Source organism: Polynucleobacter sp. MWH-UH19D (assembly GCF_040409795.1).
In the GTDB taxonomy this organism is placed as follows: domain Bacteria; phylum Pseudomonadota; class Gammaproteobacteria; order Burkholderiales; family Burkholderiaceae; genus Polynucleobacter.
Genome location: NZ_CP099571.1, coordinates 256,610 through 280,428 on the forward strand (window position 1 = coordinate 256,610; position 23,819 = coordinate 280,428).

The window sequence follows — 23,819 nt, forward strand, 5'->3', positions numbered from 1 at the left end:
CGCATGATGGCAGCAAATCGTAAGGGCATTATTTTGGCTGGTGGATCTGGGACCAGACTCTATCCAGTTACGCAGGCGGTCTCTAAACAGCTGATGCCTGTTTATGACAAGCCGATGGTGTACTACCCTCTGACGACGCTGATGTTGGCTGGTATTCGCGACATTCTCTTAATTTCTACTCCTCACGACACCCCTCGGTTTTCTGAATTACTCGGTGATGGCTCTCAATGGGGTTTGAATATTCAATATTGCGTTCAGCCTTCTCCTGATGGATTGGCTCAGGCATTCATATTGGGCAAAAACTTTATTGGTAATCACACGAGTGCTTTGGTCTTAGGCGATAACATTTTTTATGGCCATGAATTAGTCAACAATCTAGAAAGTGCTGACGAGCGCCAACAAGGTGCGACTGTTTTTGCCTATCACGTGACCGACCCTGAGCGTTACGGTGTGGTGGAGTTTGATAAGTCTTATAAAGCTATTTCTATTGAAGAAAAACCTGTTGCACCTAAGAGTAGTTATGCGGTAACCGGGCTCTATTTTTATGACAATCAAGTGTGTGATATTGCAAGTTCGATCAAACCGAGTGCTCGAGGAGAGCTGGAAATAACGGATGTCAATCGCACCTATCTTGAGAGCGATCAACTAAGCGTAGAGATCATGGGGCGCGGATTTGCTTGGTTGGACACGGGAACCCACGACTCTTTATTAGATGCAGCAGGCTTCATTGCCACTCTCCAAAAACGTCAGGGACTCATGGTTGCGTGCCCAGAAGAAATTGCTTTTCGTCAAGGCTGGGTCGGGGCAGAAGAGGTCCAAAAAGTAGCATCACAGTTGAGTAAAAATAGTTACGGTCAATACCTTTCAAAAATCTTGCATGAAATGAAGAATGGTTCTGAGCCAATTTCGCTGACCTCTAAAAAGTAATTTTTATAAACCATATGCAAGCATCTAAACTCACTGTAACGCCAACTTCTATAAATGGAGTATTAATCATCGAGCCAAAGGTATTTGGTGATGATCGTGGTTGGTTTATGGAGTCATTCAATGCTCAAGATTTTGCATCAGCAACCGATTTAGATGTTCAATTTGTGCAAGACAACCATTCTTTTTCTAGTCGCTCTACTTTACGTGGCATGCATTATCAGTTAGAGAAAACCCAAGGCAAGCTAGTGCGCGTTGTTTTCGGTGCTGTCTTTGATGTTGCTGTTGACTTGCGTCAACAATCATCTACATATGGTCAATGGGTAGGCATTGAGCTAAGCGCACAAAATCATCGACAATTATGGTTGCCGCCTGGTTTGGCCCATGGATTTTTAGTTCTTTCTGAGACTGCTGAGTTTTTGTATAAGACAACAGATTACTATCACCCCCAAAGTGAAGTTTGCTTGGCCTGGAATGATCCTACTGTTGCTATTGAGTGGCCCCTTGAGGCGGGTGAATTACCAAATCTCAATGCAAAAGATTCAGCAGGTCTACCTTGGGAAAAAGCCCCGAAGTTTTAATGACTACATCGAGTGCCTCCCCAAATATATTGCTGGTTAAGCTTTCATCTTTAGGGGATGTTCTGCATAACTTGCCAATTGTTTGGGATATCCGCGCCCGCCTTCCTAATGCCCGCATTGATTGGGTTGTGGAGGAGGGGTATGCGCATCTATTGGAGCCACTATTAACTAATGATCACTTTCGCGGAATAGATCGCATCATTCCATTTGGATTACGCCGCTGGAAAAAATCAATATTGAGCTTGCGCACATGGCGTGAGTATTTCAGTTTTAGGCGTAATCTTCAGCGGGTATCTTATGACGTCATTATTGAAACCCAGGGTCTATTAAAGTCTGCTTTGGTATGTGCATTGGCTAAAAAAAGTCCTGATGCGGTGGTCGCGGGCTTAGCAAATGCTACGGAATACTCAGGTTATGAATCCATTTCAAAGCTGTTTTATAGCCAATCCGTTCAAGTTCCTTTTCGCTGCCATGCAATCGATCGCTCGCGTTATGTCGCATGCTCTGCTTTTGATTGGCCATTGATTGGTAGGGATGAAAATGTAGAGTTTTACCCTCAAAGCTTTATTGAAACTCTTGGCAATAATTCTGCAGTTCAATTTAAAAAGCCCTATGTCATATTTTTTCATTCAACCGCAAGAGCAGCAAAGCGCTGGGGTAATGAAGCTTGGGTTGATGTTGGCCAATGTCTTTCTAAAATAGGTTATCAAGTTGTGCTTCCATGGGGAAGTCCTCGCGAGAAAAAAGTAAGCGAGGAGCTTGCAGAACAAATTCCGAATGCGGTTATTCCCGAAGCATTTTCTATTGAGGAAGCCTTTGCAGTGATTGCAAATTCCTCGTTAGTTATTGGTGTAGATTCTGGTTTAACCCATTTAGCTGCAGTTCTAAATAAGCCAACCATCGAGATCTATTGCGACTCTCCTCGTTGGAAAACTGATGGTTACTGGTCTAGCAAGATTCGCAACTTAGGGGATATGAAGACTTCTCCGGCTGCTTCAGATGTTATTGCAGCCACTAATGAGCTTTTAGCGCAATAAACCGTTTATTGCTATCAAATCTTCGTCAGTTAATGAAGCAGCATGCGCTTTTAACTTGATTGCATTCAAGATGGTGCTATAGCGTGCTTGTTGCAATTGTGATCGAGTGGTAATCAGAGTATCTAAGGCAATCAATACATCAATATTAATTAAAGTTCCGACTTGAAAGCCTAGTTTGCTAGATTCTAAGGCAGAGGTTGATGAGCGCTCAGCCGCTTCAAAGGCCTTCACGCTTGCAAGACCTCCGTAGAAACCTGTGAACGCTGTTCGAGTATTTTGAGCCGCAGTACGGCGTGCATTGTCATAGTTTGCTTTAGCAGCATCAACCAGTGCCGCATTTTGCCGTATGACGGAACTATTAAATCCACCAGATACCAGTGGAATATTCATCTGTAGGGCTATAGTATTGTTGTACACATTGGTGTTTGCTGGTGTATAGCTATTAGGCGTGCCGTTTGAAGTATTGTAACCTGCAGTTCCCACTAGGTTAATGGATGGATAATTTGAGGCTTGAGATGCTCTATAAGTGCTTTCGGCAAGACTGACAGAAAGCTGATTGGCGAGCACATTAAAGTTAGCGCTTTCTGCTTGGTTAATCCAGTCATCAAGTGTTTGCCCGGGAGGCAGCTGTGGGTTCACGCTCTCTGCAATCGGATTTCCTTTGGAGTCTTTACTCTTGCTGCGAGGATCTTTTAGGACGCCGTGAATCTTGGTATCTTTTACTAATGGGCGAAGTGGTCCAACAGGGTGTCCAACCAGCTGTTCTAGAGCGCCACTTTTAACAACTAAGTCTGCTTGAGCGGCAATTTCTTGAGAGTTAGCGAGGTCAAGTGCAGCTTGTGCTGTGTTGACATCAACAATGGTTGCTAGGCCTGCATCATATTTAGCTTGTGCCGCATCTAATTGTTGCTTGATTAAACTTTTTTTGTTGCGATAGAGTTCAACATTATCCTGACTAGTTAGCGCATCAAAGTAAGCCTGAGAGACGCGAATAATTAAATCTTGTTGTGCTAGGTAAAAACGCATATCAGCGATCTTAGTATTTAAGTCGCCTTGTTTGAATGCCTCTAAAGCCGCAATGTTAAATACCGGCTGAGTAAGTGTGACAGTATAATTTTTTTGATCAAAGACTCGCGAGTTGCCGGGCCCAGCAGCCACTACTGTTTGTCCAACGCCATGCTGGTAGTAACGTGTGCCACCAGGTGTTGCATTGGCTTGTGGCAGGAGTAGGGAAAGACCTTGCCAATAGAGTTCTTTGCTGGCTTGATAGTTGAATCGAGCTGCATTCAGAACGGGATCGCTAAAGGCAGCATCTTGATACAGTTGAATTAAGTCAGTTAATTGACCTTTTTGGGCTGCTCCGATGCTACTGTTAATGCTCGAAGGAGCTCCACCGGCAGGCAATGCCGGTTTGCTTGGTGGGGGCGCAATTTGGGGAGGCTGCTCTAACTCAATCAGAGATGAGGGGCTGATAGACGTAGGGAGGACCGGTTTTACTGCTGTATTGGGACTTTGTGCCAGGGCTGCTGTAGACCAAGAGTTGAGTCCAAGAGCCTGTCCCACCATCAGGCCGAGTATGGTAATTCTAGAGGGTCGAAAGCGCTTTGGATTCATCAAATTCATCAAATTTTGGGGTGCATGAAGTTTAAGGCTAAATCGTCAACTAGGCTAATTTGAGCTTTATTTTGCCAAATAAGTGGCGCACTTTCACAACCCGATAAAATTTGGTTATGGATCTACTATTGCTATTTAAGGCTGTCATTCTGGGTGTGGTCGAGGGCTTGACAGAGTTTTTGCCCATCTCAAGTACCGGCCATCTAATATTGGTTGGAGACCTACTTGATTTCAATGATGAGAAAGGAAAGGCCTTTGAGGTCATTATTCAGTTTGGGGCAATATTGGCAGTTTGCTGGGAGTTTCGTCATAAGTTGACAAAGGTTGCCTCCTCCTTGACATTTAGTGCAAGTGCTCGTCGATTTGTGATTAATTTGTTGATTGCCTCAATACCAGTGATGGGCCTGGCTTTTATTTTTAGCAAGCATATTAAGGCGATCCTTTTTGCCCCCATTCCTGTCGCAAGTGCTTTTATTCTTGGCGCATTTATTATTTTTTGGGCTGAGTCACGCCAAGCAAACTTCAATGAAAGTTCATGTCGTATTCAGACGGTGGACGATCTCTCTTATCTGGATGCTTTTAAAGTCGGTATCGCACAATGTGCTGCATTGATTCCAGGAACTTCAAGATCTGGCGCTACGATTATTGGCGGAATATTGTTTGGATTGCCCAGAACTGTTGCCACCGAATTCTCATTCTTTTTGGCAATTCCCGTTATTGGTGGAGCAACTGCTTATGAGTTGCTAAAGCTGTGGAAGAATCCGGTGGCTATTTCTGGCGAATATACGCTCGCGATAGTAATTGGCTTTATCGCTGCATTTGTTTCAGCGTTTATTTGTGTACGATGGTTAATTCATTATGTAGCGCATCATAATTTCAAGCCATTTGCTTGGTATCGCATTGTGTTTGGGCTACTAGTTTTATTCACCGCATACGGCGGCTTGATTCAGTGGTCGTATTAATTTTGGGGAATTGAGGAAATTCAATGGATGTATCAATCGACGCAATTACCAATAACATTCAGCTAGCTCTAGCCCCAGTATTTTTATTGACTGCTGTTGCGACCTTATTAAATGCCATATCCGTTCGTCTCGCCAGAAATGTCGATAGAATGCGCGCCATCCAGCAGACACTTTTTTCTGGGGAGCTAAAAGACCTTAGGACAATTGAACACTTGCAACGCGAGGCAAATGAATCAAAAATGCGTGGTCGACTTTGTACTCTGGCAATCTTTTTTGACGTCCTAAGTGGTATTTTTATATCACTGACCGTGCTTGAATTATTTTTCTTTCAGGCAGGTGCGGTTAGGTCTTTACAAACAACGTATGTGATTTGGACCTTTGTTTTGGGTCTGATATCCTTTATGACATCTCTTTCAATTGTTTTGGCCGAAGTAGTATATGCCTATCGGTCTGCTGGCTGGAGCTCTCCTAAAAATTAGTAGTTTTACTTGATATTTAATAAATATAAAACATGAACAAAATCCTCATCACTGGCGGCGCAGGTTTTCTGGGTTCGCACTTAACTGAGAAGCTCTTAAAAGAGGGTAATGATATCTTGGTAGTGGATAACTATTTCACTGGGTCTAAGGCAAATTTAGAACATTTGTTGTCAAATCCCCGTTTGGAATTGATGCGCCATGATGTGACCTTTCCACTTTATGTAGAAACCAATCAGATATACAACTTGGCTTGCCCCGCATCGCCAGTGCATTATCAATATGATCCAGTCCAGACCACTAAAACGAGCGTTCATGGTGCGATCAATATGTTAGGTCTTGCTAAAAGAACCCGTGCCCGTATTTTGCAAGCCTCTACTAGTGAGGTATATGGGGATCCTGAGGTTCATCCACAGCCTGAAGAATATTGGGGAAGAGTCAATCCAATTGGTATTCGCTCCTGTTACGACGAAGGTAAGCGCTGCGCAGAAACCCTCTTTTTTGATTACAACCGCCAACACAATCTTGATATTAAAGTGGTGCGCATCTTCAATACCTATGGCCCTCGTATGCACCCTAATGATGGCCGTGTAGTGAGTAATTTCATTGTTCAAGCCTTACAGGGTAAAGACATCACCATTTATGGCGATGGTAGGCAGACCCGTAGCTTTTGCTACGTAGATGACTTAATTGATGCCATGGTCAAAATGATGAACTCAGAACAAGGCTTTACAGGGCCGGTCAATATTGGCAATCCTAGTGAATTCACAATGTTGCAATTAGCAGAGACAGTGCTCAAGCTCTCAGGCAGCAAATCCAAAATTATTCATCAGCCATTACCCTCTGATGATCCAAAACAACGTCAACCCAATATTGATCTAGCCAAAGCAAAATTAGATTGGCAACCAAAGGTCAATCTCGAAGATGGTCTGAAAGAGACGATTGCTTACTTTAGAAAGATTGTGGCGTAATTGGGTTTAGATGATGTCGATCAATCTGGAAAGGCATTTGAGCGCATTCGCTCATTTGTTCTTAGGGCGGGCCGAACCACTGCAGGACAACAACGTGCAATTGAGGAGCTAGGCCCGAAATTTCTCATTCCTTATCAAGATAAAAATCTAGATTTGGTTAAGGCATTTGGTGGATCCACAAAACCAAAGATTCTGGAAATTGGTTTTGGTATGGGCGAGACTGCCGCCAAGATCGCAGCTTTACGCCCAAATGATGATTTTCTGGGAATTGAAGTTCATCTGCCTGGGGTGGGTGCACTGCTAAAGCTGATTGGTGAAAATCAACTGACCAATTTACGCCTTATTCGTCACGATGCCGTTGAAGTTCTTGAAAATATGATTGCTCCTGATTCTTTGAATGGCATTCATATCTATTTTGCTGATCCTTGGCATAAGAAGCGCCATCATAAGCGTCGTCTGATTCAAGAAAAATTTGTAAAGCTCTTGGTTTCGCGTCTAAAGGCTGGCGGATATTTACACTTGGCTACTGATTGGCATAACTATGCAGAGCAGATGCTTTTAGTTTTGAATGCGGAACCCAGTTTGCAAAATACTTCAGATCAGTATGTTTCCGTGGAAACATTCTCTTCTGAGGATGCGCTTAAGTCTGAAGAATTATCTAAAGAGTTAAATGAATTTAAACCTACGATTGAGCAGTTAAACTTAAAACACTTGGGTTATGTTGAGAGACCAAGCTATCGCCCAGTAACCAAGTTTGAAAACCGTGGCATCAAGCTAGGCCACGGTGTATGGGATTTAGTCTATATTAAAAAGTAAGCGTTTATTACATTAAGAGGCTAAAGTGTAACGCAGACATACTTGAGCTCAAGGTATTCATCCATACCGAAGACACTACCTTCTCTGCCTAGGCCAGATTGTTTAACGCCACCAAATGGCACAACTTCGTTAGCAATAATTCCGCTATTGACGCCGACCATCCCGTATTCCAAGGCTTCTGCAACCTTCCAAATACGACCAATATCACGGCTGTAAAAGTAGGAAGCTAATCCATACTGACTATTGTTAGCCAACTGAACTACTTCTTCATCACTTTCAAAGCTAATGATAGGGGCAACTGGTCCAAAGGTTTCTTCATAAGTGATGAGCATGTCATTGCTGACGTTGTCCAGAACGGTAGGCTCGTAATAAGTGCCGCCTAAAGGAGAGGGTTTGCCGCCTGTAATCAGCTTGGCACCTTTATTTAGGGCATCGGCAATATGACGTTCAACTTTTTCAAATGCAGCCCGATCAATGAGGGGGCCCTGATGTATCCCTGCTTCCATACCATTGCCCACCTTAATTGCTTGAACGGCTTTGGCAAATTTTTCTACAAAGACGTCATGAATTTTCTTATGAACATAGATCCGATTGGCACACACACAGGTTTGACCAGAATTACGATATTTCGAGGCAATCGCACCTGCGACCGCAGCATCAATATCGGCGTCGTCAAATACGATAAATGGAGCATGGCCTCCTAACTCCAGGGCAAGTTTTTTCACGGTAGGTGCACACTGCGCCATCAAAATTCGACCTACTTCTGTTGATCCAGTAAAGGACAGATGGCGAACTGTTGGTGAGGCGCAAAGCGTTTTACCAACGGCAATAGATTGGTCGGCATCGGCAGTGACTATATTGACAACACCTTTGGGTATGCCTGCTCGCACTGCAAGTTCTGCAAGGGCTAAGGCTGATAATGGCGTTTGTTCAGCCGGTTTGATCACAATCGTGCAACCTGCTGCCATTGCTGGCGCAATTTTTCTGGTAATCATCGCATTAGGAAAATTCCAAGGAGTAATAGCGACGCAAACACCCACGGGTTGTTTGAGAACCATGAAGCGTTTATCACCCCAAATGGTTGTTGGTATTGTTCCAGATACTCTTTTTGCTTCTTCTGCATACCACTCGATAAAAGATGCCCCGTAGACTACTTCGCCAGTTGATTCTGGGAGAGGCTTGCCTTGTTCCAAGGTCATCAGAATCGCTAGATCCTCTTTATTTTGCAGAATGAGATCAAACCATTTACGCATTAGGCCAGCACGTTCTTTCCCGGTGATGCTTTTCCATTTCGGAAGAGCATCATCAGCGGCGGTAATAGCTTTCTCCGCATCTGCACCGCTTAAATTGGCTACCTGAGCGATGATCTCGCCAGTGGCTGGATTGTTAACAGGAAAATGGGTATTTAAGCTTGACTGGACCCATTCATTATTAATAAAGGCTTGCTCCTTAAATAGGCTTGAATCTTTTAGAAGGCTGCGAATATCAATTTTTTGCATGATGAACTTTTCCGATCAAAAGGGGTCTCTACTATTCTGAACGATTTTATCCCTAGAAGTTAAAAAACCTCACTTGCTATAGTAAGTGAGGTTCATGTTGCCTAGAAGAAAATTTTTTAGGAATTAACCTGCGTTTGTTTCAGCTGTGCGTAGTTTCTGTGCCAAGAGGTCTAAGACCCCATTAACGTATTTATGACCATCGGTGCCGCCAAATGTTTTAGCCAGTTCTACGGCTTCATTGATAGCTACCTTATATGGTACGGACAAGTCACAAGCGAGCTCATATGCGCCAATGAGAAGGGCAGCATGTTCAACGGGAGAGAGTTCATTAATGGGGCGGTCAAGAGTAGGGGTAATTAGCGCCTCGAGCTCATCAGCGCGATCCAAGACTCCAGTAAAGATACCCTGAAAGAGATCTAATTGACAGCGTTTGAATGCAGGGTCTTCTGCTAATTGTTTTGCAATATTTGCTCCATTAGGCAGGCTACCAGCGCGTCTCACAACCAGACTTTGATAAATTCCCTGGAGTGCATATTCTCGTGCGCGACGACGTGGTGTCAGAGAGCGCTTTGGTGCTGTAGATTTGCCATCGCCACTATCTTTCATGGCTTTTGCTTGAGCTGGATTTGGAGTCGATTTCGTCATATCAATAATTACTCTTCACCATCATTCACTTCGAAATTAATATCGGGCGTCAGGGCTAGCGCTAGATTAGCCATTTCCACAACAGCCTTAGCGCAATCAGCACCTTTTATATTCACACGCACTTGTGCTTGTTCGTCTGTATCGCAGGTGAGTACTCCGTTAGCAATCGGTAAACCAGAATCAATTGATATGCGCGTAATGCCTGCAGCAGATTCATTGGAGACCAATTCAAAATGATAGGTCTCCCCACGAATCACAGCGCCTAAGGCAACCAGCCCATCGAACTCACCAGTTTCTGCAAGCTTTTGAAGTGCAAATGGGATCTCTAGTGCACCTGGTACGGTAACTAGTTTGATATCAGATTGCGAAACACCTAGCGAGATGAGTTCACTAATGCAAGCGTTCGTAAGCGCAACACAATGGTCTTCATTAAAGCGTGCCTGCACTATGCCGATACGCAAATCTTGGCCATTCAGATCCGCTTCAAGTACGCCTACAAAATCGTTATTGGTATCGGTCATAGTGATCTTTTGCTAACAGATGAATTATTTGGGCTGATAAGGGATGTAGCCAGTCACTTCTAGTTTGTAACCAGAAAGACTTGGTACCGGGCTTGGGTTTGCTAGTAATCGCATTTTCTGGACGCCGACATCTTTTAGAATCTGAGCGCCAATGCCATAGCTTCGGAAATCAGTCTTGCGAGCTAAAGGTTTGCTTTCCTGGCCTTTTGCTTGATTCAGTTTTTGGAATTGCGCTAACCAGTCTTGGTCATTTGGCGCAGCAATTCCGGCAGCATTTAGTAAAACCGCAACTCCAGCAGGGGCGGTGGCAAGTTGTTGCAAAGCTTGTCCTAGAGGCCAAGAATGGGTGCTGACCTCAGAGTCTAAAAAGTCTAAAACGGTGAGAGGCTCATGAACGCGGACTAAAGTTTCTGGTGCTTCAGAGGGCTTGCCATGAACTAGCGCAATATGAATACAAGAACTCGGAGTATCGCGATAAATGATGCCTTCAAACTTACCCCATGGCGTAAGAAATTCACGAATACCTTCGCGAACCACAATACTTTCATGTTGGCTGCGGTATTTAATGAGATTGGCAATGCTACCAATTTTGAGTTGATGCTCTTTGGCAAATTCTATTAAATCTGGCAGCCGAGCCATACTGCCATCGTCCTTCATGATTTCACATATAACGGATGTCGGTGAGCAGCCTGCCATTGCGGCAAGATCGCAGCCTGCTTCTGTGTGACCGGAGCGGATCAGGACGCCTCCTGGTTGGGCCATCAATGGAAAAATATGGCCTGGCTGAACAAGGTCACTTGGCTTGGCATTTGGGGCTACAGCTGTTTTGATTGTGTGGGCGCGGTCAGCCGCTGAAATGCCAGTAGTTACCCCACTTGCCGCTTCTATTGATACTGTGAAGTTGGTACCCATAGAGGTGCCGTTATCGCGAACCATTAAAGGCAAATTCAGTTGCTGGCAACGCTCACGGGTCAATGTTAGGCAAATTAAACCTCGACCATGCTTTGCCATGAAATTTACAGCCTCAGCGCTGACATGGTCGGCGGATAAAACTAAATCCCCTTCATTCTCACGATCCTCTTCGTCAACGAGAATGACCATCTTGCCAGCACGGAGTTCGGCAACTATTTCTTCTGTGGAGGCTAGAGTATGCGGCATAGCTTTCTATTTTAAGCTTAGCGGGCGATTGTGGCGAGCCGGTCAGTAATACCCACCTTTTCTGACAAAAGGAGCCTCTAAATTTGGTATCGAGATCGATTACATCCTCAGAAAATGGCGTATGCGCATCAGCCGGAAGAATGATCGTCAAAGTGGTTTTATCTTGCTTGAGGCCTTGGTGGCAATGGGCCTAGTTACAGGTGTCTGGTTGAGCTCCATTCAGGCCTATCAGGGCTTAGCGTTACGCCTGTTAAAGCAAGAGCAAAAACAAGCTCTTTTGCGGCAGGAGTTCGATCGATATGAACTGGCTGAGCAAATGAGAGCCAACTCAATTAATGGTGGAGGTTTAAAACGTGACGCTACTCGAGTGCCTCATCGGCATCGCACTTTGCACTCTACTGCTAGGCCCGCTTTTACAAACTAGTGCTTCATTAGCGTTAAAACAAATTGAGTATGAAAAGATGAATTCAATGAATTTAGAAGCAGAACGTGGACTAGAGTTGATCGGTCGCGCCATTCGAATGGCTGGTTATCAAAATGCGAGATCTAGCGTAGCAAATAAGCATAGCAAGGGACAAAATTTGCCAATTGAGATTCAAACGAAGGTTGGATTTCAACAATCAGATTCATTAATCGTGAGACATGAGTTATCTGATGGAATTGATTTTGATTGTGTTGGAAATGTTTTAACAACCGATAGAACAAAACAGAACTTAACTTTTCAAAGATTTTTGGTTGATAGGCAGTCAGGATTATCAAAGGGCGCTAAAGCTAATGGCGGTTCGCTTGTCTGCCAATCATTAGATCGTCAAGGACGATTGCAAAATACGACATTAATGAATGGCATTAACTCCTTGGTAATTGATGAGTTAAATCACCATGTAAGCCATAAGCAAAGGGCCTTTAAGGTTCAACTAAATATGACGGATGGGGCCAATGTCCAAAGGAAGTTTGAGCGGATATTTACTACGAGAAACTTGCCATGATGTTGGCTTGGATGATTTCACTATTACTAATTTGTTCCTCTTTAATAGCGCATCTAGAGCAATGGTCAGCTTTAAAGATCACGCATGTAAATACTATTAAAACTACCCAAGCGCAATTCATGAAATCCGAGCAAGCTGTTATTGAATGTGAGAAACATATTTTGAATTTATTAAATCACTCGGAAAGAGATTGCAACATCCAAGCTACTGGAAAAAATATTTGGTTAATTTCCAGTATCGAAAAACCAGTAATCCAGGTGCACGTATATGTAGATGAAAATTCTGGGCTAGCTACTCGAATCAATTGGCGCCATGTATTTGAGTAAGTGTGGTGAGCTCGGATTTAGCCTGCTAGAGCTAATGGCCGTGTTATTGATTATCGCAATCACAGCAATGTTTGCTATGCCTTTGATCTATAAGCAAGTTGCAACTCGCGAGATTATGACGGTGGCTAGAAAATGGGTTGGGAGCGCTCAATTTGCACGCCAACAAGCATTCTTGACGGGTGAATCCGTTCGGATGGCGCCTCGCTCTAAGGATGACTGGAACCAAGGATGGGTCATACAGCAAGATTGCTCAAAGCAAAAGGGAGCTCTATGTGCCCAGCGAGTATTGATATCACAGGGAAATATAAAGCCCATCTTTTTTGCTGGCTCAGAGAAGCAATTTCGAGATCCTCATACAGGTGAGCTTGGCATTCGTTTTAATGTTGCAGGAGCCGCGAAAACTGCCAAAGGTGGATTTGTAGCTAATCGCTTGATATTGGGTCATATCCGAAAGCCTGGTTTAGAGAGACATCTTATTTTGGGTAGTGGCGGCAGATGGCGTATTTGTGATCCGGCCAAAGATGCTAGACGGTGCCATTGAATGGTTTAATAGACCCTATGTATACCGCTGTTGATCATCAATGGATGTCTGAAGCCTTGGCTGAGGCCCATAAAGCACTGTATTTGGCGAATCCAAATCCACGAGTAGGCTGTGTCATTGTTAAAGATGGACAAGTTATTGGCCGCGGTTTTACACAGCAGGTTGGTGGTCCTCATGCAGAGATTCAGGCGTTGGCTGATACAAAACTTAATGGTTTTGATCCGAAAGACTCAACTATTTATGTGACCCTAGAGCCATGCAATCACACTGGTCGTACGCCACCATGTGTTGATGCCTTACTTACTGCTAAGCCGGCAAAAGTGATTGTTGCGATGGTTGATCCTAATCCTCTTGTTGCTGGAAAAGGATTGGAAAGACTTAAAGCTGCAGGCATCGAGGTGCAATGTGGTCTGATGGAATCAGAAGCGCAAATATTAAATTGTGGATTTGTGTCAAGAATGACTCGAGGGCTACCATGGGTACGATTAAAAATTGCTGCGAGCCTTGACGGCAAAACTGCTTTACCCAATGGACAGAGCCAATGGATTACAGGGTCATTGGCCAGGGCTGATGGCCATCATTGGCGTGCGCAGGCCTGCGCGATTGTGACGGGGGTTGGCACGGTTAAAGAAGACAACCCTACCTTAAATGTGCGAGAGGTTGAAACACAACGTCAACCTTGGCGAATTATTATTGACTCAAAGCTAGAGACACCACTTGACGCAAACATACTAAATAATTCCTTGGAGTCTGGCGTCATGATTGTGTGTGCAAAGATAATTGATTCTGATACTCAAGAAAAAGTAAAGATTCTTGAATCTCGTGGAATTGAAGTGTTGACGATGTCAAACGAGTTTGGGAAAGTCGATTTACCAAAGCTTTTTGCTTACCTCGCGCAAGAGCGCCACATGAATGAAATCCATATCGAGGCTGGGTTTAAGCTTAATGGATCGATGTTAAGAGAAGATTGCGTAGATGAGTTGTTGCTCTACTACGCCCCTTTCTTCATGGGGGAGGTTATTGGCATGGCAAACACTACCCCTTTAGATTCACTTCAGTCTAGACAAGACTGGAAAATAATTGATCAAAGCCTGGTTGGCTCAGATCTTCGTTTGCGACTGATTAAATCCAAGCAATAAATAAGAATTAAAATCACCCCATGTTTACTGGAATCATTACCGCTGTTGGTCAAATTAAGAGCACACAAGTTAAAGGCGATGGGCTTCAATTGGTTATCGAAGTGCCATCAGGGTATCTTGATGATGTTGCGCTGGGCGATAGCATTGCTATTCAGGGTGCTTGCATGACCGCTACGCAATTCAATGGCAATACCTTTGCCCTAGATATTTCTCGAGAATCACTCAACAAGACAGTGGGTCTTGATAAAGTTGGCCCTGTAAATTTAGAGAAAGCATTGCGCTTAAATGATCGCTTGGGAGGTCATTTAGTAAGCGGACATGTTGATGGGGTTGGTGAAGTATTTCAATTTGCGCCAGTTGATAAAGACGCTTACGGCTCTTGGTTATTACGCATTAAAGCCCCAAAAGATTTAGCACCATTTTTGGCATACAAGGGATCTATCGTTGTTAATGGAGTCTCTTTGACGGTAAACACCGCTGAAGATACGGCAGATGCATGTATCGTCAACATCAATCTGATTCCCCATACTCTGCAAAGCACCACGCTTGGCAAATTACAAGCGGGTGATCGCGTTAATCTTGAAGTGGATTTGATTGCGCGTTATGTTGCGCGCATGCTTGAAGCTAAAAGTGGTTAATAGCTATTTAGTTTTCTGGTAGCGAGTGGGGTCAGCAACCTTAGCCTGTTCAAAACCGGCCTGCCTTAGTCTGCAAGACTCGCACTCACCACATGCCTGGCCTAAATCATTTGCTTGATAGCAAGAAACGGTTTGCGAATAGTCCACACCAAGTTGATTACCCAACTGAATGATCTGAGCTTTGGTGAGATTAATAATCGGGGCGTGAACCCTAAAGCGATTTTCGTTATTGATTGCTTCAACGCCAGCTTTGGTGGCTAGGTTAGCCATTGCTTCAAAGGAGGCAACATATTCTGGCCTGCAGTCTGGGTAGCCAGAGTAATCAACTGAGTTAGCACCATAAAAAATATCGAGCCCACCCAATGCTTCCGCCCAGCCTAAAGCAAGAGATAGCAAAATGGTGTTGCGTGCTGGCACATAAGTCACGGGGATTTCTTGATCATTGCTTGGAGCGGTAGGCACAGCAATTGAGGAATCTGTCAGTGCTGAACCACCAAAGCGGGTTAAATCTAGATTCACAACCTCATGACGAGCAACGCCGATTTGTTTGGCAATATGTTTTGCTGCGGCTAATTCTGAAGAGTGGCGCTGGCCATAGCCTACTGAGAGCGCATAAGGTGTATAGCCAAGATCTTTGGCTAGAGCCAAAACTGTTGTGGAGTCTAGTCCGCCTGAAAATAAAATAACTGCTGGTGCCCCAGATTTGCGGGGCGCAAGATTCTGAAATGCTGCAGACAATTTGGACATGTCTTATTAACTTACTTTGTTGCAGTAATCAGTTGTTGCGCATCTTTTGCAGCATCGGTATTTGGATATTTGGCAATAATCTCATTAAAGGTTTTTTTGGCAGCCGCTTTATTGCCGCTCTCTAGCTGGGAGCTTCCTAATGTCACCATTGCTGCAGGTATGCGCGAATGGTTTGGATAACGCTTAATGAGGTTTTGAAGCTGGCTAATTGCACCAGCATATTCTTTATTGGCATATTTGCTATTACCACTCCAGTAAAGTGCTAGGGGTAGGTAAGGGCTCTTCGGGTATTTATTTGTAAATACAGAAAATGCTTCATCAGCTTTCTTCAGGTTCCCTGCTTGAAATGCCTTCAGTGCATCGTCATATGCTTTTTTCTCGCTGGGCTGAATCGTACCAGTAACGCCTTCAATAGTTACTGTGCGCGGCTCAAAATTACCGAGACGGCTATCTAAATCTTGGTAATACGTTTTTTGGCTACTAGAAATATCTTCACCTTGTTTCTCAAGGTTTTCGATCTTGCCGCGCAGTTCGGCATTTTCAGCCTTAAGCTTATCAATTTCACCCTGCAACTCTAATTGTGTTGTGGCTAAAGACTTGCGTAAATCCAAAATGGCCTTACGCGCCTCGTCATCTGAGAATAGGGCCCAAGCGCTATTGGACCCACCTAGATAAATGATGAAAGCACTTAAACAAAACGCTCGTGAGAGCGTTTGTTTTTTATTGGAGAAGAATGCTTTCATTTAGTTTGTAATGTAAACAATGTCAGCACGGCGATTTTCTGCCCAAGCCGCTTCGTTATCGCCCTCAGCTTTTGGCTTCTCTTTGCCAAAGCTCACAGCTTCAATTTGATTATCCGAAACGCCCATCAAGTTCAATGATTTACGAACTGCATCAGAGCGACGTTGACCGAGGGCTAAGTTGTATTCTGCGGTACCGCGATCATCGGTATTACCCTGGATAATAATTTTCTGATTTGGGTTTGCTTTCAGATAGCTTGCATGTGCAGACAACATTTTTTGGTATTTGGTCTGAACGGTGTATTCATCAAAGCCAAAGAAAACACTTTTCTCAAATAAGGGGCTCTTAGGATCATTCCATGGCTGTGAGGCAAAATTACCGCTACCGCCACTTCCGTTTGCACCATCAACATCGTCTAGTTTTACGCTAGAGCATGCAGCCATTAACAAAGCAGTTGCGCTAATGAGTGCCCATGTTGCTGTGCGACGTGCGATAGAAACGTTCATGATCTTCCTTTTAACTAGCCTGGATATTTAAACTGATTGGCATTGAGCCGATGCCCATATTATGCCTCCAAGACTACAAAAAAGCCTATTTTGACCCTAAAAAGGGCATTTAATCCATAAATGGACCCCATGATGGCTGACGAACGTCAGACCCTGGAATGCTTAATACTTGCTTTGAGTTTCCATCGACGGAAACTGCCGCAAGAACTCGCTTGCCACCCACCTTGGTTGAGTAAAGAACATAGCGACCATTAGCGGCAAAAGAAGGGGATTCGTCGCTGGTGCCATCAGTTAATGCTTGTGCATCACCGGTAGCTAGATTCAGGATGTAGAGGCGATAGGCGCCGCCAACGTTAGCGATATATGCCAAGTATTTGCCGTCAGGTGAAATGCGTGGTGAAGTGACAAATCCTTGTTTGAAAGTCACGCGTTTGGCACCTTCAACTTGCTCGCCATCTGCGCTCATGCGATAGATTTGGGGGCTGCCACCGCGATCGCTCGTGAAATAAATATAGCGACCATCAGCAGAATACTGTGGCTCTGTGTCGATAGTACTGCCACGAGTTAAGCGATGTAAGCCGCTGCCATCGGCATTTATGCCGTAGATTTGAGTGTTGCCATCTTTTGACAATGACACGGCTAATTTCTTGCCATCAGGTGACCATGCTGGAGCGCTGTTATTGCCCTTTTGGTTGGAAAGAGAAATGCGTCGACCAGTCGCTAACTCATGAACGTAAATAACCGGTTTGCGATCCTCAAACGAAACATAAGCAACTTTCTTGCCATCAGGCGACCATGATGGAGAGATAATGGGTTCGCCACTATTCATAGCATTGCGAATATTCTGACCATCTGCATCAGAGATCACTAGGCGATAGCGCTTACCATCTTTGATTACATAGGAAAGACGTGTAGAGAAGACGCCACGCTCACCCAAGAGTTTGAAGATGATATCGTCGGCAATCTTATGGGCTGCTGCGCGTAGATTATCTGCAGAGGAGTTGAGATTTAAACCGCCCAAGCTCTGGGACTTACGAATATCAAATAGTTTGTAATGAATTTCAAATTGATTGCTACCAGTTTGCACAACAGAACCAACCACTAAGGCATCAGCGCCACGCGCGGCCCAAGATTTATAGTTTGGCGTGCCTTCATCACTCTCAACAGCATTGCCATTTTCGGTATTCTTGAAGTAGCCGCTGCGTGCTAAATCTTGACGAATAATTTCGGTAATGCTGGTTGGTAATTTACTCTCATCTTTAAAGCGCATCACCGCGATTGGATAGAGTGATTGACCTACGCCAGTGATTTCAATATTCATTTGCGCAAGCGCTGGGTTTGCAACGGTTGCAAAAGTTCCAGTAATGACAAAAGCGCTAAACCAATACAGTTTTTTTAGTTGTTGCAACATGCCTTAATCCTTGGGTTTGAATGTCAACTTCACTTCGCGTTGAGGAATTTTGCCATTGTCGTCTTTTGGTAGACTCTCAGCGCGCGATAGGGCTAGTAATACCGCACGATCCCATCCGGCATTACCGCTTGAGCTTATGAGGTTGGTGCTCAAAATAGCTCCATCTGGTGCCAAGTTCACTTGAATCACCGCCGCTGGATTGCCGCTTACAGACTCAGGATTAAATACGATCAAAGGCTTCACCTTTTTGATAACCTTGTCCGTCCAACCAGGAGGGGCGTTACCACCCCCGCCAACACCATTACCTGTAGTTCCGCCACTACCGCCCTCAGCCCCAGCCGCCGCTCTTAGTTTTGCCAACTGATCAGCGCGAGCTTTTTCTGCAGCTGAATTCGCTTTAGTTTCGGTAGGCGATTTTGCTTCTACTTTTTTGGTTGGCTCAACCTTTTTTGGAGGCTCTTTTTCTTTAGGCGGAGGCGGTTGTACAGCCTTAGGTTTTTCTTTAACTACTTCTTTTTTAGGAGGCTCTTTTTCTACTTTTGTTTTCTTTAAAGCAATATCAGCAGCCTCTTCCTTAACGATGGTTTTTACTTCTGGTTCAGGCGGGGTTACCACTTGCGGCGTGGTGTCCCAAAGTTCAACCTCTACTCCTGAGGGGGTGCTGTTATTCCAATTAATTCCAATGACTAAAAAAGCAAGCAATCCCAAATGCGCGATGAGCGAAAAGGTGAATGCGCGCTTGGTACTTTCCTCCTTAGTTAGACGTCCTCGCTTAAAAGGAGATATGGGATTTTGAAAAGAAGCTGCGCTATTCATTAATTAGCAAAATAAATACTTATCAGTTTTATTGGCTCTTTACTGCAAGACCAACACGTTTGACGCCGTTCTCTTTGAGCTTGGACATCACATTCATTACAGTCTCGTACTTGATGGATTTATCGGCAGCAAGTACTACAGGTTGATCGACAGATTTTTCTGCTTGTGTCCTGGCAAAGGCGCCAAGCTCAAATGGCGTCAGTGTTTGTACAGGCTCACCATCTTTGCGAACAATAACATTTTCATTGGCATCAATAGTCAGAAATACTGGTGGCAAGGACTGTACTTTTGCGCCCCCAACAGTGGGCAGGTTAACAACGCCAGGATTAACCATTGGTGCAGTGACCATAAAGATCACTAATAAAACCAACATTACGTCGATATAGGGAACGACATTAATGTCAGCCTTAGCACGACGCTTTGTTTTTCTCAAAGAAGATGCGGCCATGAAAGATTTATTTCTCTAGAAAATCGATTAACGTCCAGCACTCTGACGCTGCAAGATATTGGTGAACTCTTCAATGAATGTTTCAAAACGAATAGCAAGGCGATCTACATCAGTAGCAGCACGATTGTAGGCAACCACCGCCGGAATGGCGGCAAACAAACCAATTGCAGTTGCAATCAAAGCTTCGGCAATGCCAGGGGCTACCGCAGAAAGAGTGGCGTTTTGTACGTTTGCTAAGCCGCGAAAGGAGTGCATGATGCCCCATACCGTTCCAAATAGACCAATGTATGGGGATACTGATCCCACAGAAGCGAGGAAAGGGAGGTTTGCCTCAAGAGTATCCATCTCCCGCTGGTAGGTGGCTTTCATGGCACGACGGGCGGCATCGATTTCTCGTACTTTCATGAACTCTTGCATACCCGCTTCGAAGATGTGCTCTAAAACAGCATCACTGCGGGTATTGCGTTGCGCTGCTGCCAAAAGGGTATGTAAATCTCCACCAGACCAAAAATCACGCTCAAAACGCTCGGTATCTTGGCGTACGCCCCGCAAAATCGCTGTTTTCTTAAAAATGATGGTCCAGGAGGCGATGGACATACCTAGCAATAACAACATTACCAACTGTACTAATAGGCTGGCATTAAGGACTAGGGATAGGAATGAGAGGTCTTGTGTGGTGGTCATGGTGGATTTTGTATGATGTAGGTTAATTTTACTAACTTAATGAAGTATTTCTTTGCATTCCCAATCAACCGAGATTATTACCATGTTTGACCGCCAAAATACCTTAGCTAAAACCGACCCCCAGCTCTGGGAGGCCATCCAGAAGGAAAACAAGCGCCAGGAAGACCATATTGAGCTGATTGCTTCTGAGAACTACACTTCGCCTGCGGTAATGGCTGCCCAAGGCTCCCAGTTAACCAATAAATATGCTGAAGGCTATCCAGGTAAGCGTTATTACGGTGGTTGCGAATTTGTTGATGTGGCGGAGCAATTAGCAATTGATCGAGTTAAAGCGTTATTTGGCGCAGAAGCTGCAAACGTGCAACCGCATTGCGGTGCCTCTGCGAACCAAGCTGTGTTCTTAGCTTTCTTAAAGCCTGGTGACACATTTATGGGCATGAGTTTGGCCGAAGGTGGTCACTTGACTCACGGCATGGCTCTCAATATGAGTGGTAAGTGGTTTAACCCAATCGCTTATGGTTTAGATAAAAATGAAGAAATCGATTATGAGCAAATGGAAAAGTTGGCGCGTGAGCACAAGCCTAAATTAATCATTGCTGGTGCTTCTGCTTACTCCAAAAAAATTGATTTTGAGCGCATTGGCAAATTAGCAAAAGAAGTGGGCGCGATTTTTATGGTGGATATGGCGCATTATGCTGGCCTTGTTGCTGCTGGTGTTTATCCAAATCCAGTACCGCATGCTGATATCGTCACCTCGACAACCCATAAGAGTTTGCGCGGTCCCCGTGGCGGCATCATTTTGATGAAGGCGGAGCACGAGAAAGCCATTAACTCAGCAGTATTTCCTGGCTTACAAGGTGGCCCATTAATGCATGTGATCGCTGCTAAAGCAGTTGCATTTAAAGAGGCTGCAGAGCCAGGCTTTAAAGAGTATCAAAAACAGGTTGTAGCAAACGCCAAGGCTTTAGCTGAAACATTAATTGCTCGTGGCTTACGGATTGTTTCTGGTGGAACTGATTCACATGTGATGTTGGTTGATCTGCGTGCCAAGAAGATGACTGGTAAAGAGGCTGAGCGTGTTTTGGGTGAGGCACATATCACTTGTAATAAAAATGGTATTCCGAATGATCCAGAAAAACCAATGGTGACTAGCGGTATTCGTTTAGGTTCACCAGCAATGACAACGCGTGGGTTTAAAGAGGCTGAAGCAAGACAGGTAGGTAACTTTATTGCTGATGTTCTAGATAACCCGAATGATCCGGCAAATATTGCCAAGGTACGCGCTCAAGTTGCTGAGTTAACTAAGCGCTTCCCAGTCTACGGATAAAAACAAGAAGCAAAAGAAAGTAAACCTTGCGCTGCCCTTTTTGCCATAACGACGATACCCAGGTTTTAGATACCCGAGTCTCCGATGAGGGCGACACGATTCGTCGCCGTCGTCGTTGCGCAAAATGTGATAAACGTTTTACTACCTACGAGCGCGTTGAGTTGGCCCTGCCAGCGATAGTGAAAAAGAATGGCAGTCGCGTTGAGTACAGCCATGACAAACTTGCCAGTTCCCTTAAGCTTGCTTTGAGAAAGCGCCCAGTCTCATCTGACTCAGTCGACGAGTCTATCGCTCGCATTGAAGAAAAACTCCTTAGTCTTGGCGAAAAAGAGATTCCAAGCGAGCGCGTCGGTGAGTTGGTGATGCGAGAGTTAAAGCGTCTCGATAAAGTCGCATACATACGCTTTGCCTCTGTTTACCGAAGCTTTGCAGACATTGAATCTTTTGAGAGCGCTCTCAAAGAGCTTAAATAATTTCTAAATAAAAAAGACCGCTGATGCGGTCTTTTTATACCTAAAAACCTCGGCTTTAATTACTTTAGAACGGCGAAAATGGAGGTAGTGATTTCATCCACGCTGCCAGTTCCACTGACTTTGCGATAAGCAGGTGCTTTGACTTTATCTGTTGGGCTCGCTTGAGCTGCCCATGAAGAGTAGTAGTCAACTAATGGGCGGGTTTGATCGTCGTATACCTGCAAACGCTTGCGAACAGTTTCTTCTTTGTCGTCATCGCGTTGAATGAGTGGGTCACCCGTCACATCATCTTTGCCTTCAACTTTTGGTGGATTGAATTTAATGTGATAAGTACGACCTGATGCTGGATGTACGCGACGACCGCCCATGCGATCAATAATCGCATCAAAAGGTACGTCGATCTCTAGAACATAATCAATCGGAACACCAGCATCCTTCATGGCTTGTGCTTGAGGAATGGTTCTTGGGAAACCATCAAACAGGTAGCCTTTACTGCAATCAGGTTGGGTTAGTCGATCTTTAACTAAACCAATGATGATGTCATCGGACACTAGGCCGCCAGCATCCATAATTTTTTTAGCTGCTACACCAAGTTCGGTGCCTGCTTTAACCGCGGCACGCAACATGTCGCCAGTAGAAATTTGTGGAATACCAAATTTCTCGCAAATGAATTGGGCTTGTGTACCTTTTCCGGCACCTGGTGCGCCGAGCAAAATCAACCGCATTGTTTTCCCCTTAGAAGATCTGACATTGTCCCGTATTTAGTCGGAAATCAGCATGTCAACAGACTAGGATTATCCCCGAGAACCCATTTTTAAGGGGTCTTAAGCAGGGATCTGACTCTTTCTAGGTCTTCCGGAGTGTCTATCCCGGCTGGTGGACTCTCCTGTGCAATATGCACGGCTATACGATAGCCATTCCAGAGGGCGCGCAATTGTTCAAGCGCTTCAGCCTGTTCTGGTGGCGAAGGTTCTAAGCGGGTATAGGCCTGAAGAAAATCTGCTCGGTAAGCATAGATGCCCAAGTGCCGTAAATGAGTGATATTTTTTGCTAATGCTGTATCCCGAGCAAAAGGAATCGTTGCTCTTGAAAAATACAATGCCTCACCGCTGCGATTGAGAACTACTTTAACGACATTCGGATTTTGAATTTCTGCATCATCTTGAATGGGCACTGCAACAGTCGAGATTGCACACTCATGATGATCTGCAAGTGTTTGGGCAACTTGGTTGATGAGTTCTGGAGGAATGAGGGGCTCATCGCCTTGTACATTAACTACCAAAGCATTACTTGGTAGTTTTAACAGTTGTGCAACTTCAGCAAGGCGGTCTGTGCCTGTGGAGTGATCAGGACTGGTAAGTAAGCATTCAATGCGATGTTGATCACATGCCGCTTGTATTTCGGTGGAATCAGTTGCTACTACTACACTTTGTGCCAATGACTTTTTGGCTTGCTCAGCTACGCGAACCACCATTGGTTTTCCACCAATATCAGCTAAAGGTTTTCGTGGCAGACGTGTAGAGCCCAATCGGGCTGGTATGACTACAAGAAATTCAGGATGATTCGTTGACATAAATTGATTGCGTCAATATCTCAGAGGATCTCGTCAGCGCTCAGACTGCGGGCCTCTTCAACGAGCATGACGGGTACATCGTCTCGAATCGGATAGGCTAGGCGATCTGCCTTGCAGATGAGTTCATGGGTATTTGAATTTAAGTGCAGCTGACTTTTGCACAAGGGGCAAACCAAAATATCGAGTAAGCGTTTGTCCATAAATTGTTGTTAGTTAAAAAAGGAGTTTGTGTATTTGTATGTGAGAGTGTATCGGTATC

30 protein-coding genes are annotated in these 23,819 nt (G+C 44.6%); 15 read left to right on the top strand and 15 right to left on the bottom strand.

The features are described from left to right. The first annotated feature begins 6 nt into the window (after positions 1-6). Genes rfbA through waaC form a run of 3 tightly spaced genes read left to right on the top strand, consistent with a single transcriptional unit; the run spans position 7 to position 2,542 of the window. Positions 7-927 carry a glucose-1-phosphate thymidylyltransferase RfbA gene (gene rfbA, locus NHB34_RS01350; RefSeq protein ID WP_353428521.1) on the top strand — a complete coding sequence of 307 codons (921 nt, stop codon included), beginning with the start codon at positions 7-9 and terminating at the stop codon, positions 925-927. Positions 928-941: 14 nt separating this feature from the next. After that, positions 942-1,505 carry a dTDP-4-dehydrorhamnose 3,5-epimerase gene (gene rfbC / locus NHB34_RS01355; RefSeq protein WP_353427771.1) on the top strand — a complete coding sequence of 188 codons (564 nt, stop codon included), beginning with the start codon at positions 942-944 and terminating at the stop codon, positions 1,503-1,505. Next, a complete protein-coding gene (waaC, locus tag NHB34_RS01360; protein WP_353427772.1) occupies positions 1,505-2,542 on the top strand; it encodes a lipopolysaccharide heptosyltransferase I in 1,038 nt (345 codons plus the stop codon). The genes rfbC and waaC overlap by 1 nt, the downstream gene beginning before the upstream one ends. On the opposite strand, the gene NHB34_RS01365 is transcribed toward waaC, so the two are convergent. Further along, a complete protein-coding gene (locus tag NHB34_RS01365; protein ID WP_353427774.1) occupies positions 2,531-4,165 on the bottom strand; it encodes a TolC family protein in 1,635 nt (544 codons plus the stop codon). The two genes, waaC and NHB34_RS01365, sit on opposite strands and share 12 nt — an antisense overlap. Before the next feature lie 107 nt (positions 4,166-4,272). Here NHB34_RS01365 and NHB34_RS01370 point away from each other — a divergent pair, with 107 nt between their 5' ends. Genes NHB34_RS01370 through trmB form a run of 4 tightly spaced genes read left to right on the top strand, consistent with a single transcriptional unit; the run spans position 4,273 to position 7,381 of the window. After that, positions 4,273-5,118, top strand: coding sequence for an undecaprenyl-diphosphate phosphatase (locus NHB34_RS01370; protein ID WP_353427775.1), 846 nt, complete (start codon positions 4,273-4,275; stop codon positions 5,116-5,118). A gap of 23 nt (positions 5,119-5,141) precedes the next feature. After that, a complete protein-coding gene (locus NHB34_RS01375) occupies positions 5,142-5,597 on the top strand; it encodes a DUF2721 domain-containing protein (protein WP_353427776.1) in 456 nt (151 codons plus the stop codon). A gap of 32 nt (positions 5,598-5,629) precedes the next feature. Continuing rightward, positions 5,630-6,565 (top strand): UDP-glucuronic acid decarboxylase family protein, encoded by a 936-nt coding sequence (locus NHB34_RS01380; protein WP_353427777.1) that lies wholly within the window; start codon positions 5,630-5,632, stop codon positions 6,563-6,565. Continuing rightward, the gene (gene trmB / locus NHB34_RS01385) at positions 6,566-7,381 is read left to right on the top strand and encodes a tRNA (guanosine(46)-N7)-methyltransferase TrmB (protein WP_353427778.1); all 816 of its coding nucleotides are present in this window, start codon (positions 6,566-6,568) and stop codon (positions 7,379-7,381) included. A gap of 20 nt (positions 7,382-7,401) precedes the next feature. Here trmB and NHB34_RS01390 read toward each other — a convergent pair whose 3' ends face one another. From NHB34_RS01390 to ribBA, 4 genes are all read right to left on the bottom strand, one after another. After that, positions 7,402-8,880 (bottom strand): NAD-dependent succinate-semialdehyde dehydrogenase, encoded by a 1,479-nt coding sequence (locus tag NHB34_RS01390; RefSeq protein ID WP_353427779.1) that lies wholly within the window; start codon positions 8,878-8,880, stop codon positions 7,402-7,404. 123 nt (positions 8,881-9,003) lie between these two features. After that, positions 9,004-9,525 (bottom strand): transcription antitermination factor NusB, encoded by a 522-nt coding sequence (gene nusB, locus NHB34_RS01395; RefSeq protein WP_353427780.1) that lies wholly within the window; start codon positions 9,523-9,525, stop codon positions 9,004-9,006. A gap of 8 nt (positions 9,526-9,533) precedes the next feature. Then, entirely contained in the window at positions 9,534-10,046 is a 513-nt protein-coding gene (gene ribH, locus NHB34_RS01400; protein ID WP_353427781.1) for a 6,7-dimethyl-8-ribityllumazine synthase, read from the bottom strand. A 24-nt stretch (positions 10,047-10,070) separates the two neighbouring features. Continuing rightward, positions 10,071-11,204, bottom strand: coding sequence for a bifunctional 3,4-dihydroxy-2-butanone-4-phosphate synthase/GTP cyclohydrolase II (gene ribBA, locus NHB34_RS01405; RefSeq protein WP_353427782.1), 1,134 nt, complete (start codon positions 11,202-11,204; stop codon positions 10,071-10,073). A 121-nt stretch (positions 11,205-11,325) separates the two neighbouring features. Between ribBA and NHB34_RS01410 the strand changes: the two genes are divergently transcribed. From NHB34_RS01410 to NHB34_RS01435, 6 genes are all read left to right on the top strand, one after another. Then, the gene (locus NHB34_RS01410; RefSeq protein WP_353427783.1) at positions 11,326-11,628 is read left to right on the top strand and encodes a hypothetical protein; all 303 of its coding nucleotides are present in this window, start codon (positions 11,326-11,328) and stop codon (positions 11,626-11,628) included. 37 nt (positions 11,629-11,665) lie between these two features. Beyond that, positions 11,666-12,190 carry a hypothetical protein gene (locus NHB34_RS01415; protein ID WP_353427784.1) on the top strand — a complete coding sequence of 175 codons (525 nt, stop codon included), beginning with the start codon at positions 11,666-11,668 and terminating at the stop codon, positions 12,188-12,190. 119 nt (positions 12,191-12,309) lie between these two features. Further along, on the top strand, positions 12,310-12,516 hold the full coding sequence (locus tag NHB34_RS01420) for a hypothetical protein (RefSeq protein ID WP_353427785.1): 207 nt from the start codon (positions 12,310-12,312) through the stop codon (positions 12,514-12,516). Then, positions 12,509-13,057 carry a GspH/FimT family pseudopilin gene (locus tag NHB34_RS01425; protein WP_353427786.1) on the top strand — a complete coding sequence of 183 codons (549 nt, stop codon included), beginning with the start codon at positions 12,509-12,511 and terminating at the stop codon, positions 13,055-13,057. Before NHB34_RS01420 ends, NHB34_RS01425 begins: the two co-directional genes overlap by 8 nt. Continuing rightward, on the top strand, positions 13,054-14,196 hold the full coding sequence (gene ribD / locus NHB34_RS01430; protein WP_353427787.1) for a bifunctional diaminohydroxyphosphoribosylaminopyrimidine deaminase/5-amino-6-(5-phosphoribosylamino)uracil reductase RibD: 1,143 nt from the start codon (positions 13,054-13,056) through the stop codon (positions 14,194-14,196). The genes NHB34_RS01425 and ribD overlap by 4 nt, the downstream gene beginning before the upstream one ends. A 20-nt stretch (positions 14,197-14,216) precedes the next feature. Beyond that, positions 14,217-14,834, top strand: coding sequence for a riboflavin synthase (locus NHB34_RS01435; RefSeq protein WP_353427788.1), 618 nt, complete (start codon positions 14,217-14,219; stop codon positions 14,832-14,834). A gap of 3 nt (positions 14,835-14,837) precedes the next feature. On the opposite strand, the gene queC is transcribed toward NHB34_RS01435, so the two are convergent. From queC to tolQ, 7 genes are all read right to left on the bottom strand, one after another. Next, on the bottom strand, positions 14,838-15,581 hold the full coding sequence (gene queC, locus NHB34_RS01440; protein ID WP_353427789.1) for a 7-cyano-7-deazaguanine synthase QueC: 744 nt from the start codon (positions 15,579-15,581) through the stop codon (positions 14,838-14,840). 11 nt (positions 15,582-15,592) lie between these two features. Beyond that, positions 15,593-16,324: a tol-pal system protein YbgF gene (ybgF, locus tag NHB34_RS01445; protein WP_353427790.1), complete on the bottom strand. Its 732-nt coding sequence runs from the start codon at positions 16,322-16,324 to the stop codon at positions 15,593-15,595. Beyond that, complete coding sequence (pal, locus tag NHB34_RS01450) at positions 16,325-16,828, bottom strand: peptidoglycan-associated lipoprotein Pal (protein ID WP_353427791.1); 504 nt, start codon at positions 16,826-16,828, stop codon at positions 16,325-16,327. A 109-nt stretch (positions 16,829-16,937) separates the two neighbouring features. Next, entirely contained in the window at positions 16,938-18,239 is a 1,302-nt protein-coding gene (tolB, locus tag NHB34_RS01455) for a Tol-Pal system beta propeller repeat protein TolB (protein ID WP_353427792.1), read from the bottom strand. 3 nt (positions 18,240-18,242) lie between these two features. After that, positions 18,243-19,055 carry an energy transducer TonB gene (locus NHB34_RS01460; protein ID WP_353427793.1) on the bottom strand — a complete coding sequence of 271 codons (813 nt, stop codon included), beginning with the start codon at positions 19,053-19,055 and terminating at the stop codon, positions 18,243-18,245. Between the two features lie 28 nt (positions 19,056-19,083). Then, complete coding sequence (locus tag NHB34_RS01465) at positions 19,084-19,503, bottom strand: ExbD/TolR family protein (RefSeq protein WP_353427794.1); 420 nt, start codon at positions 19,501-19,503, stop codon at positions 19,084-19,086. Between the two features lie 27 nt (positions 19,504-19,530). Beyond that, positions 19,531-20,187, bottom strand: a complete 657-nt coding sequence (tolQ, locus tag NHB34_RS01470; RefSeq protein ID WP_353427795.1) for a protein TolQ — start codon at positions 20,185-20,187, stop codon at positions 19,531-19,533. An 82-nt stretch (positions 20,188-20,269) separates the two neighbouring features. Between tolQ and glyA the strand changes: the two genes are divergently transcribed. Next, on the top strand, positions 20,270-21,514 hold the full coding sequence (gene glyA, locus NHB34_RS01475) for a serine hydroxymethyltransferase (RefSeq protein WP_353427796.1): 1,245 nt from the start codon (positions 20,270-20,272) through the stop codon (positions 21,512-21,514). Positions 21,515-21,540: 26 nt separating this feature from the next. Then, positions 21,541-21,987 carry a transcriptional regulator NrdR gene (gene nrdR, locus NHB34_RS01480; RefSeq protein WP_068320514.1) on the top strand — a complete coding sequence of 149 codons (447 nt, stop codon included), beginning with the start codon at positions 21,541-21,543 and terminating at the stop codon, positions 21,985-21,987. A gap of 59 nt (positions 21,988-22,046) precedes the next feature. Here the strand turns inward: nrdR and adk are convergent, their stop codons facing one another. The 3 genes from adk to NHB34_RS01495 form a co-directional block, all read right to left on the bottom strand. Then, complete coding sequence (gene adk, locus NHB34_RS01485; protein ID WP_353427797.1) at positions 22,047-22,712, bottom strand: adenylate kinase; 666 nt, start codon at positions 22,710-22,712, stop codon at positions 22,047-22,049. A gap of 89 nt (positions 22,713-22,801) precedes the next feature. Beyond that, positions 22,802-23,560, bottom strand: a complete 759-nt coding sequence (gene kdsB, locus NHB34_RS01490; RefSeq protein ID WP_353427798.1) for a 3-deoxy-manno-octulosonate cytidylyltransferase — start codon at positions 23,558-23,560, stop codon at positions 22,802-22,804. Positions 23,561-23,580: 20 nt separating this feature from the next. Further along, positions 23,581-23,760 (bottom strand): Trm112 family protein, encoded by a 180-nt coding sequence (locus NHB34_RS01495; RefSeq protein WP_353427799.1) that lies wholly within the window; start codon positions 23,758-23,760, stop codon positions 23,581-23,583. Between the last annotated feature and the right edge of the window lie 59 nt (positions 23,761-23,819).